Raw genomic sequence first — 14,693 nt, forward strand, 5'->3', positions numbered from 1 at the left:
ATATTTTGTTGTGGTGACTTAATTTTATCAGAAGTGGTCCTTATCTTTCATGAAAGACAATTAAAGCCGGCGGAATTTTACTCATCGTAAAATTCCGCCGGCTTTTTTCGTATCAGAGATGGGTTTTGTCCCAGCCCCTTCAGAAATTATTTATCCAGCTTCTCACTCGCCTTTTTTGGGATATCCCCCTTTTTCACTTCCTGATAGGAGGTGACCCCTTTATCGTCCTTTACAAATAAACTTAAATACGCATCTTTCCGAAGCTGCTTTTGGGCAGTAAATGTCAATGTCTTTTGCTGTCCATCCTGGTCATATGCCGCAAGTACGTATTCATAGCTTTCATAGATGCGTCCATTGTCATCTTTATCTTTCAGCACCTTTCCTTCGTCACTAATTTGAGTAAAATACTCTTTTGCTCCCAGCCTGTTGAAGTTTACATTTTGAATGATAACCAACCCGCCAACGATGACGACGATCGCTGCGATCAATCCAATTAGTTTTTTCATTGTTTTTTCCTCTTTCTATTTCACGATTATTTTGTAGTAGTTTCTTACCGTCAAGAAGTAATAGGCAATGTAAATGCAAACATAAACACCTATACAGATGATGACAGGAATCATCAAATTCGTTTGCATTAATTTAGACAGAGCAGTTAAAGCAACAATGGAGTGGGAAATACCCGCTGCCAATGGTAAGGCAAAAATAAAGGAGATCTGTTTCGAAATGGACTTTTTTACTTCCTTCTTATTTACGCCAATTTTGTGGAGGATTACATAACGATCCTTATCTAAAGTCGCTTCAGTCAGCTGCTTAAAGTAAATAATGCTTCCTGTTGCAGCAAGGAATACCAGTCCCAAAAAGCCGCCTATAAAAATAAGTAAACCGGTTGTCTCCATCCCACTTGCATAATTGGAATAGAAGCTGGAGAAGTTTGCGTCCTCCGGTAACATTGTTTGGATCTCTTTCGTTAATGTTTTTGCATCATCTTCATTCTTCAATTCGTATGCTTCCATGTTTACACGGTTTGTTTCACTTGCAAGCTGAGAGAATAACTCATCACTAATAACTACTGTCATACCCGCTGTTTGTAGATTGAGGACGTTATATTTCTTCAACTGTTTAAAAGTAATCTTCTCGCTTTTGTCATCCGTATTTAGCGGAATCGTCGCCCCGATATACTTCGGTGAGAAATCTTCGGAATAGCCGGCTTCTAGCGCGGCCGCCTCATTGCCTTTTAATGATAGGGATTCATCCCTTTTTTGCAATTTGGCTAATCGGTTAAAGGTTGTATTGTCGATAATGCTGTATTCCATTTCATCCGGTAAATTATTGCTGTGAAGGTTTGTAATATCAACATCCAGCATGATGGCAGGAACGGTCATTTGATAGACGATAGTATGTTCTTTATCCTGTGAAATCCGCTCTTCAATCTTTTCCGATAGCTGACTGTCATTTGCTATAAACATCATGCTGTTCGGATTCGCTAACTTTGCATTCGTGCCGTTATTATAGTAAAAACTATAGGCAGCTCCAACCGCGGTTAATGTCGTAGCGCTCAGAACAGCAATAATCGTTAATGTACGTGCATTTCCCTTTATTCTATAAAGAAGCTGAGATGTACTGATTATATTGATGCCATTCCAAAAATGGTGTTTATTTTTCCGCAGCAGCCTCAATACATAAACCGTTAATGTACTAAATAATAAATACGTACCAAGAATTACAGTGACTAAGATGACGAGTGGAGTAATTAAAAACCCCATTTTTCTCCACACTTCTGATACCAATATGTTTTGCAGTGCAAGCCAGTATCCAACTCCAACTAACAGGACTGCAAACAATGCGCTTATCACTGAGGCCTTTGGTTCCTTTTCCCCTTCCTGCTCGGCCTTGAATAACTCAATTAATTTAAAGCGGTAAATTAAGCGATACCCGTGTATGGAAGTAACCGCAGTAAGCAAAGTAAAAACGATAATTGTATTCACGATTGCCTGAGGAGAGAGAGCCAAATTTCCAATCGCGTCAAACCCCATGACCTTCATTAGCAGGATGACAAAAAACTTCGATAGGACCGAACCAAGGATGACTCCGATCATTAGGGCGATAATTCCCATGATAAAGTTTTCATAAAATAACATCCGGCCGATTTGCTTTTTGCGGACACCAAGCAATGAGTAGAGCCCCACTTCTTTTTTCCGTTTCTTTATAAAAAACGAATTGGTGTACCAAATAAATACCGCCACGAAAATCATTAGCACCACGGAAGCCCCATTGAAGACAGTGCTGATTTTAGTGGATGATTCTGTTGCTTCCTGGATGGCTTGGTCATATTTTAAGGAAACAAAGGTGAAGTAAATGATAATGCTGAAAATCATTGACCCGATATATAAGAAATAGTTGGTAAAGTTTTTTCTGATATTTTTTCTGGCAATGCTGAATAGCGTCATTTAATGCCCACCTCCAAGTGAAGCAAGGACATCCATGATTTTTTGGAAGAATTCTTGACGGGAATTCTGCAACTTTTGAATTTCCGCATAGATTCCGCCATCCTTGATAAATAAAATCCGTTTGCAGAAGCTTGCTGCATAGGCATCATGTGTAACCATCATGATGGTGGAATGATGCTGCTCGTTAAGCTCTGTTAAGCTTTCCAGCAAATCAGTAGCAGATTTTGAATCCAACGCTCCTGTAGGCTCATCCGCCAATATGAGGCTCGGCTTTGTCACCATTGCCCTGGATGCAGCTGTTCTTTGCTTCTGGCCCCCAGAGATATGGTAAGGATATTTATCAAGTATTTCTTGAATTCCAAACGTATTGGCGATTTCCCGGACACGTTTTTCTATTTCTTTAGAAGGCACTTTTGATAATGCCAGCGGCAGCAATATGTTTTCCTTAACCGTTAACGTATCAAGCAAGTTATAATCTTGAAAAATAAAGCCGAGATTGTTGCGGCGAAAATCTGATAGTTGTTCTTCCCTCATCGTGACGATATTTTGATCGGCAATAATGATCTCCCCTGAAGTCGGTGTATCAATTGTTGACAGTATATTGAGCAGCGTGGATTTACCCGCCCCTGAAGGACCCATGATGCCGATAAATTCACCTTCTTTTATCTCTAAATCAATATCTTCCAATACTTTATATTGGTTTCCTTTCGTACCGTAAACCTTTTGTATGTTGTTTGCGCGTAAGATGGTTTTCATAAAAAAGTCCTCCTTTGATGACTACAAATCTGATTATAATGGGCCGACCTTACACTGTTTTAATCTAAACCTTACATAAACCTTAAACATCCGAAAGGCCACTTTTAGCGGTGAAAACTGGAATACACAAAACCCGGGAATGCTGTTCCATCCGCATTCCCGGGTTTGAGTCATTTCCCTTTATAAGCTGTTCTTCTTCCATACGTCATAAATCGCCATACCTTTTCTAATGGTCCCATTGTAAAAAATTTAAACCAAATGACGCTAAACACGATTTGTATCGCAAAAATGATGACGGAGATTATGACAATGTTGATCGGCGACACAACTTCCAGTCCCATTAATGAGATAATGGCAAGTCCGATAAAGCTTTGCGCCCAATAATTCGTGAACGCCATTTGGCCAACCCGGGCAACCGGCATCAGCAGTCTTACAATACGCTTGTTCTCCAATATTAAAAATAGGGTCGATAAGTACAAATAGGTTGTCGGTATGGAACCTAAAGCGATAATGGATTGTATTTGCTCATAATCCCCTTTAGGAGTAACCCAGATCCAGACCGAGATGCCAAGAAAAATGGGCAATGTGATCAGTTGAATCCATTTAATACGATTGGACAACTCGCCTATATTTCTAAACCAATCCGCTTTAGCAGCTAGAAGCCCTGTTAAAAACATAATGAAGATCAATACAGCATCATTTCCAAGAAACGCAGAAACATTTGACAGTCCCTTTATATCCGGGACTATCATCTTACATAAAAGTGCTGCAATATGGATAATAATGATTCCACCAAGCCACTTGCCAATCGTTGAAACCTTTGCCCGGTAAAAAGGAAGCAAAAGGAAACCGATGATGGCATACATCGCTAAAATGGATCCCCAAAAGAAAAAGATATGAAGGATACCAATCAATAAGAGTGCCAACAAACGTCTTGCAAAACGCCAGCGCGGCTTATCACCGCGGCTTTCAGCACGCGATGCGAAAATAAAAAAACCAGCCCCGAATAGGAAAGAAAAAATGGAAAAGAATTTCTTCTCAACAAACATGTCGATTAACTTTTCAATGATCCCGTTCATGCCGTGATAATCTGGTATCTGAACCCCCTCGGTAAGGAGCTTAAAGGCTCCAACATTGATTAATAAAATCCCAAACAAAGCGAAACCACGGATAATATCTAAGGAAATAATTCTTTCCTTTTGCGTAATGGATGGATTCATGATTCAGTACTCCTTTATTTTGTATAAGCTTACTATAAAGCCTCAACCTTACACGGCTTTAAAGTCACCCTTACATAAACCTTAAAATTAATGGAAAAGGATCGAATTACACTCTAGAAATAAAAACCACGTGATGCAATGGAATCATCTTTGCATCAAGTGGTTTTTAACGAACAGACATTCAGCTGCCACAATTGAACGTACAAGATTTCTATATGTTCTAGCCTGATTTAAAAATCGTTTTGCCTCGCTTTATTAACCCTTTCATTACTTTGCAGGCGGAAATGGAAGGGTGCCCTCTTCTATGCGGCCTTCAGTTAAATCATCATCAAGGTATATATGTTTCTGATACGTGAATGCACCGTCACCATTGGCCTTAATCGACATAATTTCTTCTTTGCCTGTTACATCCTCGAATACTGGGAGAATGGTATTGTCCTCAATGTTCATTTCATAAAGCTGACCGCCCATCGTTACCGTACCATGAGCCAAACCAACAATCACAAATAGACGGTTTTCATCTATCCATTCTACATATTTAGGCGTATTCTGAGCTGTACTGTTATCTTTGAGCTTATATATAGTTGATTCATTTGTTTCCAAGTTTTCTATAACAAGTAATGCTTCTCCTTCTTCAGCTGCATCCTTACCTTTTCCAACTATCGTTGCTTGCTGTAAACCTTCAGGAGAGGTTTTCCAGCCTGAATGGGAATCAGGATTTGCTATATCATAATTTGCCTCCACCTTTATTTCAAAAAGGTCGTTATACACAACATCACGTTCATCGTCCATTATTTTAAATAATAGGCTGGAAAACTGTTCATACTGTTGTTCCGAGATTTCGTTAAAGTTATCGCCCATAATCAATTTTTCATTTGTGATAGAAATGGCTCCGGATGGATCATCGCCTGTATTTATTATATTAATTTGATATAAAACAGACTGTTCATTCTTTAGTTTGGATTGAGGCTGAGAAGATACTTCGTTTAACCAGTCTGCCAATACTCCTATTGTTTCCCTATTTTCGACTGTAATGGATTCACCGGTTTCCTCAATATCGATTACAATCTTCTCAACTTCAGACTGTTCAATAACCATGCTTGATTGATTGCTGACATGTGAAGTCTCAATTGAATCCCATAGCAGTCCCGCACCAAATGAACAAAGTACAATAACAGCCATCGATGTTGAAATGAATGTCCAATTGACTGTTTTTTTCTTTGGCTCAGTTATTTTTCGTCGCGTATTTACCATAATTCTCTCTTTGTTTTCCTCTATGTTTTGTAGACGTTTCATCCGGTAGTTAGTCATGTAACAATACCTCCCACTCGATATGCTGCAAACTCGCTTTCAACATCTCCTTGCCGCTTCTTAGCCTCGACTTCACTGTGTTTTCGGAAACAGACAAAAGGGCCGCTATCTCTTTAATCGACATGTTTTCAAGATAAAAATAGATAATCGCCTCACGTTTTTTTAACGGCAGAGCAAGGATTGCCTCATCAAGCATTGTTGTTTCATCCTTTTGAATGAGGTCATCTTTATGAGAATAGTGTCTTTGTGTTAACTTTTTTTGTACGATTATTTTTCGGTACGACCAGCTTCTCAAATAATCTTTACAATGATTTATCGTCATCTTTGATAAGTAAGCCTTTATGTTACCCCGTTCCTCGTAATGAGACGAATGGTAAAATTTCACGAATATTTCTTGTACAATATCTTCAGACACTTGTATATCTTTCGTATAATAATAAGCAATTCGAAACATCAATTCTGTATATTGGTCCATTATTTCTTCCAATAATTGTTCTTTATTCACGAATCATTCCCCCTTTCATAAGTATAAACGAGGCTCAAAGGGTAAAAGTTCATTTTTCTAAATAATCTTCCATTTCAACCTGCCGGCAGAGGAGTTTTTGCACGAAAAACCCCCTTCCCAATTTTTCTGGGAAGGGGGTAAACAGTTATTTTAAGGTTTTAATGCCTGTTTCTAATATTTCCATCTGTAATAAGGTTTCTTCGTCCGTGATCGTTTTCTCCTTTCCGTTTATAATGGCATCATACACATCATCATATACCCTACCATAATCGCCATTTACGGATTTTACCTTCTCTTCACGGATAGTACCTTCTTCATCCATATACGTCAGCACGCCGTAATGTTGTAAGGTATCTACACCAAAATCTTTATGATCCGGCATATAAAATAACTTCAAGTGTTCTTCCTGCCGGTCTTTCGTTTGTTTTACAAAGCATCCCTTCTTGCCATACACGACAAAGCTTGGTCTTTCTTTTATCCTAAAATAACTGGATTTAACAGAGACCTTTAAGGTGCCGTAGTACAAATCCAAATCAAAATAATCATTCATTCTTCCTTCACCCAGTAGTTGCCTTACATCATAGTGAATATCATCAGGCTTGCCGAAATAACTGATAACCTGGTCAAGTGTATGACAGCCATGCCCGTATAAAAAGGATTGCGTAATGTTAAAGGTATCGGCAGACTCCGGCACTTCAGGACGATAATAGTCAAAATGCATTTCCATTTCTAGCAGATCTCCCAGTTTCCCTTCTTCGATGACCTTTTGAACTGTCAAAAAGTCACTGTCAAAACGTCTATTTTGATATGCCTGGACAAGTAAATTTTTCTCGTTTGCCAATGCAAAGATTTCTTTTGCCTGTTCTGATGTTTCCATAAAGGGCTTTTCCACCAAGCAATTCTTATTGTGCTCCAATGCCAATTTCGCGTATTCATAATGACTTTTAATGGTTGTACAGATGACAATAAGTTGGATTTCCTCGTCCTGTAACAGCTCGTCCAAGTCAGAAGTATAGTGGACTCCCGGTACCCGATCCCAGCTTTCATGTTGCGGATTCCGCTGATAAATTGTTTTCACTTTAATATGATCCCTTTGCAGCACAAAAGGCAGATGATATCTATTTGTACTTTTCCCATTTCCGATATAACCGATTGTTAACATAAGCATCCCCCAAAAGGTAGAGTTTTAAGATGGTGATACGCTTGATTATGAGCTTTTTCAGTAACCTGCCGCACGATAAAGGCCACCCCTGCGGGTGGCCGCGATAGATCCGAATCAGCAAGGGCCCGTTTCTTCTTACATGATGTGCAATAGGTGGAAACCAACACCAACCACAAACAAACCAAGAATGATCAATATTGGAGAAATCTTTTTCCTAAGCAGCCACATGCATAATAACGTTAGCAGCAAGGGAGCCAAACCGGGAATCAGGACATCCAGATTGTCCTGCAAAGTGGTCACTTTCTCATCACTTAGCGAAAGGCCGGCGGCTTGCTGTTCCAAAGCCGCTTTGATCCCTGCTGCTCCAGCAGGCAGATTGGCCCAATCGATATACGCCCCTTCATCGAGTTTAACGGATGACACAACAGGCGTAAAGGTCATCGACACCCACCGGTTAACTAATGCGCCGAGGATGAACATACCCAGTATCGACGCTCCCCGCGTTATATCTTGGAGGATTCCGCCAGATAAGTCTTCCGTTATTTTGGAACCGGCTTTGTAGCCGGCTTCTTGCGTATGCCACATAAATGACATACGAATCAGGTTCCACGCAATAAAGTAAATAATAGGGCCAAGAATATTACCGTTCATGGCAAGAGAAGCCGCTAACGCACCAAGGATCGGTTTAACCGTAAACCAGAAGACTGGATCCCCGATACCCGCTAAAGGTCCCATCATGCCGACTTTAACCCCCTGAATGGCGACGTCATCGACAGGTGCACCATTTGCACGTTCTTCTTCAAGCGCTAACGTTACACCGATAATAGGAGAGGCTACATACGGGTGTGTATTAAAGAACTCCAAGTGCCGTTGAAGAGCAGCTGCCCGGTCTTCCTTCGATTTATATAGCCTTTTGATTGCAGGAATCATTGAAAATGCCCAGCCGCCGTTTTGCATGCGTTCATAGTTCCAAGAGCCTTGAAGAAACATTGAACGTAACCAAATGGCGATCCGGTCTCTTTTCGTTAACCTTAATTGTTCTGCCATGTTCTTCGTTGCCTCCTTTTTAATAATTATCGATTATATCGCCGATTGGATCTCCCGTGTTGCCTCCGCCGCCACCGCCGGATCCGCCCATTTTGGAAAGAGCAAGATAAATAAGTGCCAGGGCCACACCGATCGCACCAAGACCGATAAGCGTAATTTCTGAAACAGTTGCCAATACGAATCCGATCGCAAAGAATGGCCATACTTCTTTCGAAGCCATCATGTTAATGACCATTGCATAACCGACGGCTACGACCATTCCGCCGCCAATCGCCAATCCGTCTGTCAACCAAGCTGGCATCGATTCGAGTAAAGATCTAACAGGGGCTGCACCAACAGCGATGATTAATCCAGCTGGGATGGCAATACGCAGCCCTTGCATGCAGATTGCGATAATCTGCCACATCTCAATTTTTCTGATATCCCCATTTTTAGCTGCCGCATCCATTAAATGTACGATTCCTGTTGCGATTGTACGGACGATGATCGTCAACAATAAACCTGCCACTGCAAGGGGGACCGCAATAGCGATTGAAGAAGCAACGCCAGCTTCGCCTTTTCCGCTTAAAACCAAAATAATTGCAGATGCGACCGCTGCCAATGCTGCATCCGGTGCTACAGCAGCTCCAATGTTTGCCCAGCCCAGAGCAATCAATTGCAGGGTTCCGCCTAAAATAAGACATGGTACTAAGTTTCCTGTAACTAAGCCGATTAATGTACAGGCGATAATGGGCTGATGGAAATGGAACTCGTCCAAAATCCCTTCTACTCCGGCTAAAAACGCTACGAGCAAGACTAATATTATTTGAATAATCGTCAAGTCCATGATGAAACCTCCCTTATCTTTCCCATTCAGGATTTCTTATTCAGCTCCTGTTGAGCCCTCTTGAGAATTTCGTCCATATTGTCTTTTGAATCACTTGGAACTTTCCGTACATCGAACTTCAATCCAAGTTCTTTTAATTTCGCGAAAGTATCTATATCCTCTTGGTTAAAGGCTAACGTCTTATTCGGCTGGACTTTTCCAGGAGAATGCGCCATGGATCCAACATTGATGGTCTCTAGTGGAACACCGCCTTCAACAACTCTAAGTACATCTTGCGGATTTTCAAAAAGAAGCAGCGCCCGCTGGCCCCCAAAGTGTTGATCATCCTTTGCAAGCTCGATCATTTTATTGATAGGAACAACATGTGCCTTCACTCCCGGAGGTGCAGCTTGTTGGATCAGCTTTTTACGAAGCTCGTCCTTCGCTACGGCATCGGATACGACGATGATGCGTGTAGGATTTGTCGTTTTTGTCCACGTAGTAGCCACCTGTCCATGCAGTAAGCGAGTGTCGATACGGGCCAGCACATATTTGAATGTACCGGGGGTGCCTGCGTTTGCTGTTTTATTAGCAGGGGCTGCTGCTGGAGTTGTTTCTGCCGGTTCCAGCTTTTCAGGTCTTACCTTAACGCCTTCCTTCGCCGTGTTCAAAATGCTAGCAGCAACTTCTTGGGCCGTGTTCATCGACAAACGTGAGGCAAATGCTTCAATCAGCATCGGCAAATTCAAACCGGCAACGATCGCCCATGTGTCGCTATGTTCTTCGAATAAGCTGTTCGCCTGGTTAAACGGTGTTCCGCCCCAGAGATCGACCAAGAACAATACTTCCTCTTGATTGTCGAAAGTGGCGATCGCTTCTTTCATTTTCGCTCTGAGATCGTCCGGACCCTCATTCGGCATGATTGTAACAGCTTTCAAATTATCCTGTTTTCCAAAGATCATCTCTCCAGATTGCAGGATGCCATTGGCAAATTCACCATGACTGGCGAGAATTATTCCTACCATCCTTCTGCCCCCTTCATATAATTTTTAATGAAAATATATTTCACCCCAAAAAGCCAAGATCCAAACTCGCCTTTCCGGGAAAATTCACAATATGTATTGCTTTGTGGAACGATAAGAAGGAAAACCAGCGCCTATATGTTTAATGTAAAAACTTTACCTTTTACTTTTACCCTTCCAACTGCGTTTTATTACATCAAAAAAACTTAATGATTGGACCATGCGATCCGGATCAACATATTCACGAATGGTCCGCAAAACCCCCTTCGGATCTTTAGAAGAAAAGGTAAATGTCCCATTTTTCTTCGTTCTGATGGCATAGCGCGGAATCCATCTTCCTTTAAACATGATGGAGGCAATTACACAGTCCACTTCTTCCCACGGAATTTGAATAAACTTTCTTGCGTCGCGGTCATTATAAAATTCAAAGCCTTTATCCCCGATCATGACTTTACCGTACTCTGAAAGCCCAAGGTGGGACGTGGCATTCATAACTAAATCGACCTTTGTATTAATTGATTGGACCAATTGACCCGCTCCCTTTCCTTATTATTTATTTTTCGAGCCCCAATAGAGGACCTTGATGGAACCGGACGAACACATCATGGAACAGAATAATTGGACGGCAATTAGAGCAGACGAAAATACCGATTTGCAATATAAGAAAACTGCCCTAACATACATATGTCCCCACCTAATAAGGTTTAAACAAAACTTCAACCAAAACAGGGCCTCTTTGGCAAAAATTTTGATTAAAAGCAGAAAGGTATAGATTTATAGCCAGTAAAATGTAAAAATCTGTATAGCAAAACTCTATCTAAGCAATAATTACATGAGAGTGAAAATTGCCCTTAACATTCACTAACTATGCTGATTGCCTTTTTCACTCATATACTTCTCGTCAAAAAAAAACGGTCGCAAATCCATGTTCCAGAATTGCGCCCGCTAATTGAATAAAAATATTCATATTAACTTTTAGTAAACATCCCGCTTATTGCACCAATCCATACCCCAAGAAAACCACTAAACGTGAAAACTCCTAATCCCATACCTTCCCAACCTCCAACAACGTTCATGCTGTAAATTACAATTCCGACACAGACGAAACTCAAGACAAGAGAAGTCAGTAATAGAGCATTCCTAGAAATTTTCCGAGATAGTAAAAAGATGATAATCGCAACAATGACCCCAGTAAGCAGTATCGGTGTCCAACCATCTAACATTAATGCATCCATTTTCTCACCACCTTTGTACATAATATACTTAGTCAAGAAAATGGTCCGATTGCGATATAGACACAATCGCTTATAATACAATCGCGCCCGTTAGAGGAATAGCGTCATTGAATAACGACTGTAAATATAGATCAACGTTATGCTGATAGTATAAATAGCAAGAGGGCTATACCAAGGTATCCCAATAAGCGTTCTTTATCCTTGAGCTTCTTTTCAATCAAAAAATATAAATTAAGTGCAACTATAACCGAAGCAAATAGCTTGATATATAACAAATTCATCCCCCTTAAAAAGACCGTATTGTACTACCTGCCCGTTCCTTTTTGTATCTGATTTAGCCAATACAACAATTGCAGAACTCCATAAAATACCCCATATATGGGATAAGTTTACTCCTTGCAAATCTATTTTAGCACAACATTCATTGTCCCCTTCATCATCTTCAAATATTTCAGACTCATTAACAAAGAAACCATTCCAGCCTTATAAGCAAGGGCACATAAATTTCCGTTCTATTGTTCATTCGTTTGCTTATTTATTTTGGAGAGAACATCCGTCCTAAAAATGGAGCTATCCTCAATAAAATGAAAAAATCTTATAAGGGTAGCACACGCTTTGATTTTCACCCTAATTTTTGCTATAATAAATTTAGTGAGTATTTGCATTTCAATTGGACAAGAGATTCACTTCGATTTCATACAGTAATTATAAGCCTCGGTATTAATTGGCTCTTTTTAAAGTCTCGCATTTATGCGAGGCTTTTTTTGATTGGGAATATTAGCAAGCAAAAACTTTTTCAAGAGGTGTACGTATGGAAACTTTACCATGCAAAGGGTGTAAAGGATTGTGCTGCGGGCCTGTTCCTATTACTGACAGAGAACTAAAGAGAATAAAAAAGAAGATAAAATCAATGCCTTCTAAAACCCGTTTAGAGTTGCAGGAACAAAAAAGATATTATGGAACCTGTATCTTCTATGATTTAAACAAAGATCAATGTGGAATCCATTCTGTTAGACCTGACATTTGTCGTATGTTCGGATATTATAAGGGGCTAGCTTGTTTTAGAAAACCAGAATTGGCGACAAAAACCATCGTTCACTCTGATAAAGGAAAACATGTTGGAATGTTAACGTTAGATTTTACTTGGAAAGATTTCATCAAATGATTGATTAAAAGGGGAATATTGTTCTTTTGAAAAAATCATGCCTTGGTTGGAGTATATTTTTTCAATGATATAAGTCTTTTCGAACATAAAAAAAGCTCCCCTTAAGCAACAGATTCTTGTTTCATCTGTTGCTTAAGGAGGAGAAAAACTCCCACCAGCTGCTATTCATTTCATTTTTTAATTATATCCCTCCAGCAACGAATCCTGATGATGGTTACTCGTTATCGGCATGAGGCGCTCTAAATAATAGATATTGGCTAATCTATTCGGTGTAAAGTCTGATGCAAAGCCAATATGCAACTGAGCTTTATGGGGCTGTTTTGGATTAGGGATTCTAATGGCCAATCCCTCGGGTTCTCTAAACGTCATTGAGTTACCCGCTGAAATCAACTGTCGGGCCACTGCCTTGCCCGTATTTAAATCGACCGCTGTTATATACGTATTACCATAAGGTGCAACGGAGCCGTTCGCCCCATATGCATTCCCCTCCAGTAAATACAGATAGTTTCCGTATGAGGCAAAGCCCTGGAAAGTTCCAACGATAGGTTGAGGAACATCAGCAATGGATTGATAGATTCCCTTCTTCACTTGTTCTAAATCAAACACGCCATAACGAAAACTTCCATCCAGTCTGTACCGCATCGTCAATATACCTTGAGCTTTGTCGATGTTAACAGTTGTTCGATCTGCTCCTTCAATCAGCCTATGTTTTTCAAGGACTGGAGAATCAGGAGTTAAAATAGCACCGGCTTCGAATGGAAATCTCGCAATCTGTGTTCCCCAACCGTCATTTCCTTCTGTAACGGCATCTGTTTCTGTCCACAGATACGTGACACCCTTATCGACTTCAACGCCAATTTGTACTCCATGGCCGAATCCCTTAAGGAACATATGGCCTAACTTATTTCCATCCCGGTCTAATTTGGTTAAGGTTAAATCACCATTTTTAGCCCTAATTGCACCACTGACCGGTCCATCTTCATCCGGAAGCTGCTGACCGCCAGCCATCAGCTGTACAACATAGATGTGCTTTTTCTCATCATCAAAGGCAAATGACTGGAGCACTGTTCCATTGTGTAACGGCTTGTCCTGGATAAATGCCTTTCCTTCATCCGACAAAACAAACATTTTGCTGCTAATCACTAGCTGTTTTGCATTTGTCGTAAGAGGGAAAGCGGAAATAAGAATTACACCGCATAGTATCATGGGGATTTTTCTAAATAACTGAAACAACCTCGTCATATCCGATGACACTCCTTCTTTTTCTCCGAATTCTCCTTAATTTGCTTTAATGCAGGTAATGGGTCATTGCATGTCAATAATGTCGCACCACAATCCAATGAGTATTTGACTTGATCCTTATCATCTGGGCAATAGCACCATGCCTGTTTGCCTTCCGCCTTGTACTTTTGTACAATTTCAGGATTCAATAACTCCATGCTAAGCGCCACTGCCCATAGTTTGGAGTAGGTGCCGGCTTCGCCGGGGAGATAATTCAACATTTTCTCCCCGGGAAAGCCTTGTGTTTTTACATTGTAGTTGTCATGGAGATGCGTAACCACTTCCGCATCAAAGCTCGTGAATACACATCTATCAAGAAAGTCATATCTTTTAAGCATTTCAATAGTACGATCCGCAACTTCAATCGCATGAGCGCAAGGCTTAATCTCAACGTTATACAATAATGTCGGATAGGATTTTACTAATTCACAAAACTCTTCAAGTGTAGGGATTGTTTCCCCTTCACCAGCATCCAATTGCTTTAGTTCCTTTACCGTAAGATCATTTACTTTTCCTGTCCCATTCGTAGTCCGATCGACAGTATCGTCATGTATGACTACTACTGTTTGATCTTTGGATAGTCGTAGATCAAACTCAATCATATCCACACCAATATCAACTGCTTTTTGAAATGCCAGCAGGGTATTTTCAGGATACTCAGAGCTATATCCCCGATGGGCTGCAACAATTATACCGGACTGTGCTTGAAGTTGTTCTCTCATCATATTGATCTACTT

At 40.5% G+C, this 14,693-nt stretch carries 15 protein-coding genes; 1 reads left to right on the top strand and 14 read right to left on the bottom strand.

The genetic code is table 11. From position 1 onward, the window contains the following. Window positions 1-146: 146 nt before the first annotated feature. From AC0TWI_RS04195 to AC0TWI_RS04250, 12 genes are all read right to left on the bottom strand, one after another. Window positions 147-506 (bottom strand): YxeA family protein, encoded by a 360-nt coding sequence (locus AC0TWI_RS04195; RefSeq protein WP_488125086.1) that lies wholly within the window; start codon window positions 504-506, stop codon window positions 147-149. A 15-nt stretch (window positions 507-521) separates the two neighbouring features. Further along, window positions 522-2,447 carry an ABC transporter permease gene (locus tag AC0TWI_RS04200; RefSeq protein ID WP_488125087.1) on the bottom strand — a complete coding sequence of 642 codons (1,926 nt, stop codon included), beginning with the start codon at window positions 2,445-2,447 and terminating at the stop codon, window positions 522-524. Then, window positions 2,448-3,203: an ABC transporter ATP-binding protein gene (locus AC0TWI_RS04205; RefSeq protein ID WP_488125088.1), complete on the bottom strand. Its 756-nt coding sequence runs from the start codon at window positions 3,201-3,203 to the stop codon at window positions 2,448-2,450. It abuts the gene before it with no gap. A gap of 170 nt (window positions 3,204-3,373) precedes the next feature. Next, window positions 3,374-4,423, bottom strand: a complete 1,050-nt coding sequence (locus AC0TWI_RS04210; RefSeq protein ID WP_488125089.1) for a DUF418 domain-containing protein — start codon at window positions 4,421-4,423, stop codon at window positions 3,374-3,376. A gap of 267 nt (window positions 4,424-4,690) precedes the next feature. After that, window positions 4,691-5,734, bottom strand: coding sequence for a DUF4652 domain-containing protein (locus AC0TWI_RS04215; protein WP_488125090.1), 1,044 nt, complete (start codon window positions 5,732-5,734; stop codon window positions 4,691-4,693). Next, complete coding sequence (locus tag AC0TWI_RS04220) at window positions 5,727-6,239, bottom strand: sigma-70 family RNA polymerase sigma factor (protein WP_488125091.1); 513 nt, start codon at window positions 6,237-6,239, stop codon at window positions 5,727-5,729. The genes AC0TWI_RS04215 and AC0TWI_RS04220 overlap by 8 nt, the downstream gene beginning before the upstream one ends. 145 nt (window positions 6,240-6,384) lie before the next feature. Continuing rightward, window positions 6,385-7,401, bottom strand: coding sequence for an oxidoreductase (locus AC0TWI_RS04225; RefSeq protein ID WP_488125092.1), 1,017 nt, complete (start codon window positions 7,399-7,401; stop codon window positions 6,385-6,387). Window positions 7,402-7,536: 135 nt separating this feature from the next. Next, complete coding sequence (locus tag AC0TWI_RS04230) at window positions 7,537-8,448, bottom strand: PTS system mannose/fructose/sorbose family transporter subunit IID (RefSeq protein ID WP_488125093.1); 912 nt, start codon at window positions 8,446-8,448, stop codon at window positions 7,537-7,539. Window positions 8,449-8,467: 19 nt separating this feature from the next. Then, window positions 8,468-9,268: a PTS mannose/fructose/sorbose transporter subunit IIC gene (locus tag AC0TWI_RS04235; protein ID WP_488125190.1), complete on the bottom strand. Its 801-nt coding sequence runs from the start codon at window positions 9,266-9,268 to the stop codon at window positions 8,468-8,470. Between the two features lie 32 nt (window positions 9,269-9,300). Then, window positions 9,301-10,278, bottom strand: a complete 978-nt coding sequence (locus tag AC0TWI_RS04240; RefSeq protein WP_488125094.1) for a mannose/fructose/sorbose PTS transporter subunit IIA — start codon at window positions 10,276-10,278, stop codon at window positions 9,301-9,303. Between the two features lie 153 nt (window positions 10,279-10,431). Continuing rightward, the gene (locus tag AC0TWI_RS04245; protein ID WP_488125095.1) at window positions 10,432-10,803 is read right to left on the bottom strand and encodes a DUF956 family protein; all 372 of its coding nucleotides are present in this window, start codon (window positions 10,801-10,803) and stop codon (window positions 10,432-10,434) included. A 440-nt stretch (window positions 10,804-11,243) separates the two neighbouring features. Further along, a complete protein-coding gene (locus AC0TWI_RS04250; protein WP_488125096.1) occupies window positions 11,244-11,510 on the bottom strand; it encodes a YesK family protein in 267 nt (88 codons plus the stop codon). 811 nt (window positions 11,511-12,321) lie between these two features. On the opposite strand from AC0TWI_RS04250, the gene AC0TWI_RS04255 reads away from it, so the two are divergent. Next, the gene (locus AC0TWI_RS04255) at window positions 12,322-12,675 is read left to right on the top strand and encodes a YkgJ family cysteine cluster protein (protein ID WP_488125097.1); all 354 of its coding nucleotides are present in this window, start codon (window positions 12,322-12,324) and stop codon (window positions 12,673-12,675) included. A gap of 177 nt (window positions 12,676-12,852) precedes the next feature. On the opposite strand, the gene AC0TWI_RS04260 is transcribed toward AC0TWI_RS04255, so the two are convergent. Then, a complete protein-coding gene (locus AC0TWI_RS04260; RefSeq protein ID WP_488125098.1) occupies window positions 12,853-13,917 on the bottom strand; it encodes a phage baseplate protein in 1,065 nt (354 codons plus the stop codon). After that, window positions 13,914-14,681: a glycerophosphodiester phosphodiesterase family protein gene (locus AC0TWI_RS04265; protein WP_488125099.1), complete on the bottom strand. Its 768-nt coding sequence runs from the start codon at window positions 14,679-14,681 to the stop codon at window positions 13,914-13,916. Before AC0TWI_RS04265 ends, AC0TWI_RS04260 begins: the two co-directional genes overlap by 4 nt. Window positions 14,682-14,693 lie beyond the last annotated feature (12 nt).

The organism is Lederbergia sp. B243.17 (genome assembly GCF_057657925.1).

Coding starts and splice junctions, on each gene's coding strand:
- AC0TWI_RS04195 (WP_488125086.1), bottom strand. CDS start 506: ATGAAAAAACTAATTGGATTGATCGCAGCGATCGTCGTCATCGTTGGC.
- AC0TWI_RS04200 (WP_488125087.1), bottom strand. CDS start 2,447: ATGACGCTATTCAGCATTGCCAGAAAAAATATCAGAAAAAACTTTACC.
- AC0TWI_RS04205 (WP_488125088.1), bottom strand. CDS start 3,203: ATGAAAACCATCTTACGCGCAAACAACATACAAAAGGTTTACGGTACG.
- AC0TWI_RS04210 (WP_488125089.1), bottom strand. CDS start 4,423: ATGAATCCATCCATTACGCAAAAGGAAAGAATTATTTCCTTAGATATT.
- AC0TWI_RS04215 (WP_488125090.1), bottom strand. CDS start 5,734: ATGACTAACTACCGGATGAAACGTCTACAAAACATAGAGGAAAACAAA.
- AC0TWI_RS04225 (WP_488125092.1), bottom strand. CDS start 7,401: ATGTTAACAATCGGTTATATCGGAAATGGGAAAAGTACAAATAGATAT.
- AC0TWI_RS04230 (WP_488125093.1), bottom strand. CDS start 8,448: ATGGCAGAACAATTAAGGTTAACGAAAAGAGACCGGATCGCCATTTGG.
- AC0TWI_RS04240 (WP_488125094.1), bottom strand. CDS start 10,278: ATGGTAGGAATAATTCTCGCCAGTCATGGTGAATTTGCCAATGGCATC.
- AC0TWI_RS04250 (WP_488125096.1), bottom strand. CDS start 11,510: ATGGATGCATTAATGTTAGATGGTTGGACACCGATACTGCTTACTGGG.
- AC0TWI_RS04255 (WP_488125097.1), top strand. CDS start 12,322: ATGGAAACTTTACCATGCAAAGGGTGTAAAGGATTGTGCTGCGGGCCT.
- AC0TWI_RS04260 (WP_488125098.1), bottom strand. CDS start 13,917: ATGACGAGGTTGTTTCAGTTATTTAGAAAAATCCCCATGATACTATGC.
- AC0TWI_RS04265 (WP_488125099.1), bottom strand. CDS start 14,681: ATGATGAGAGAACAACTTCAAGCACAGTCCGGTATAATTGTTGCAGCC.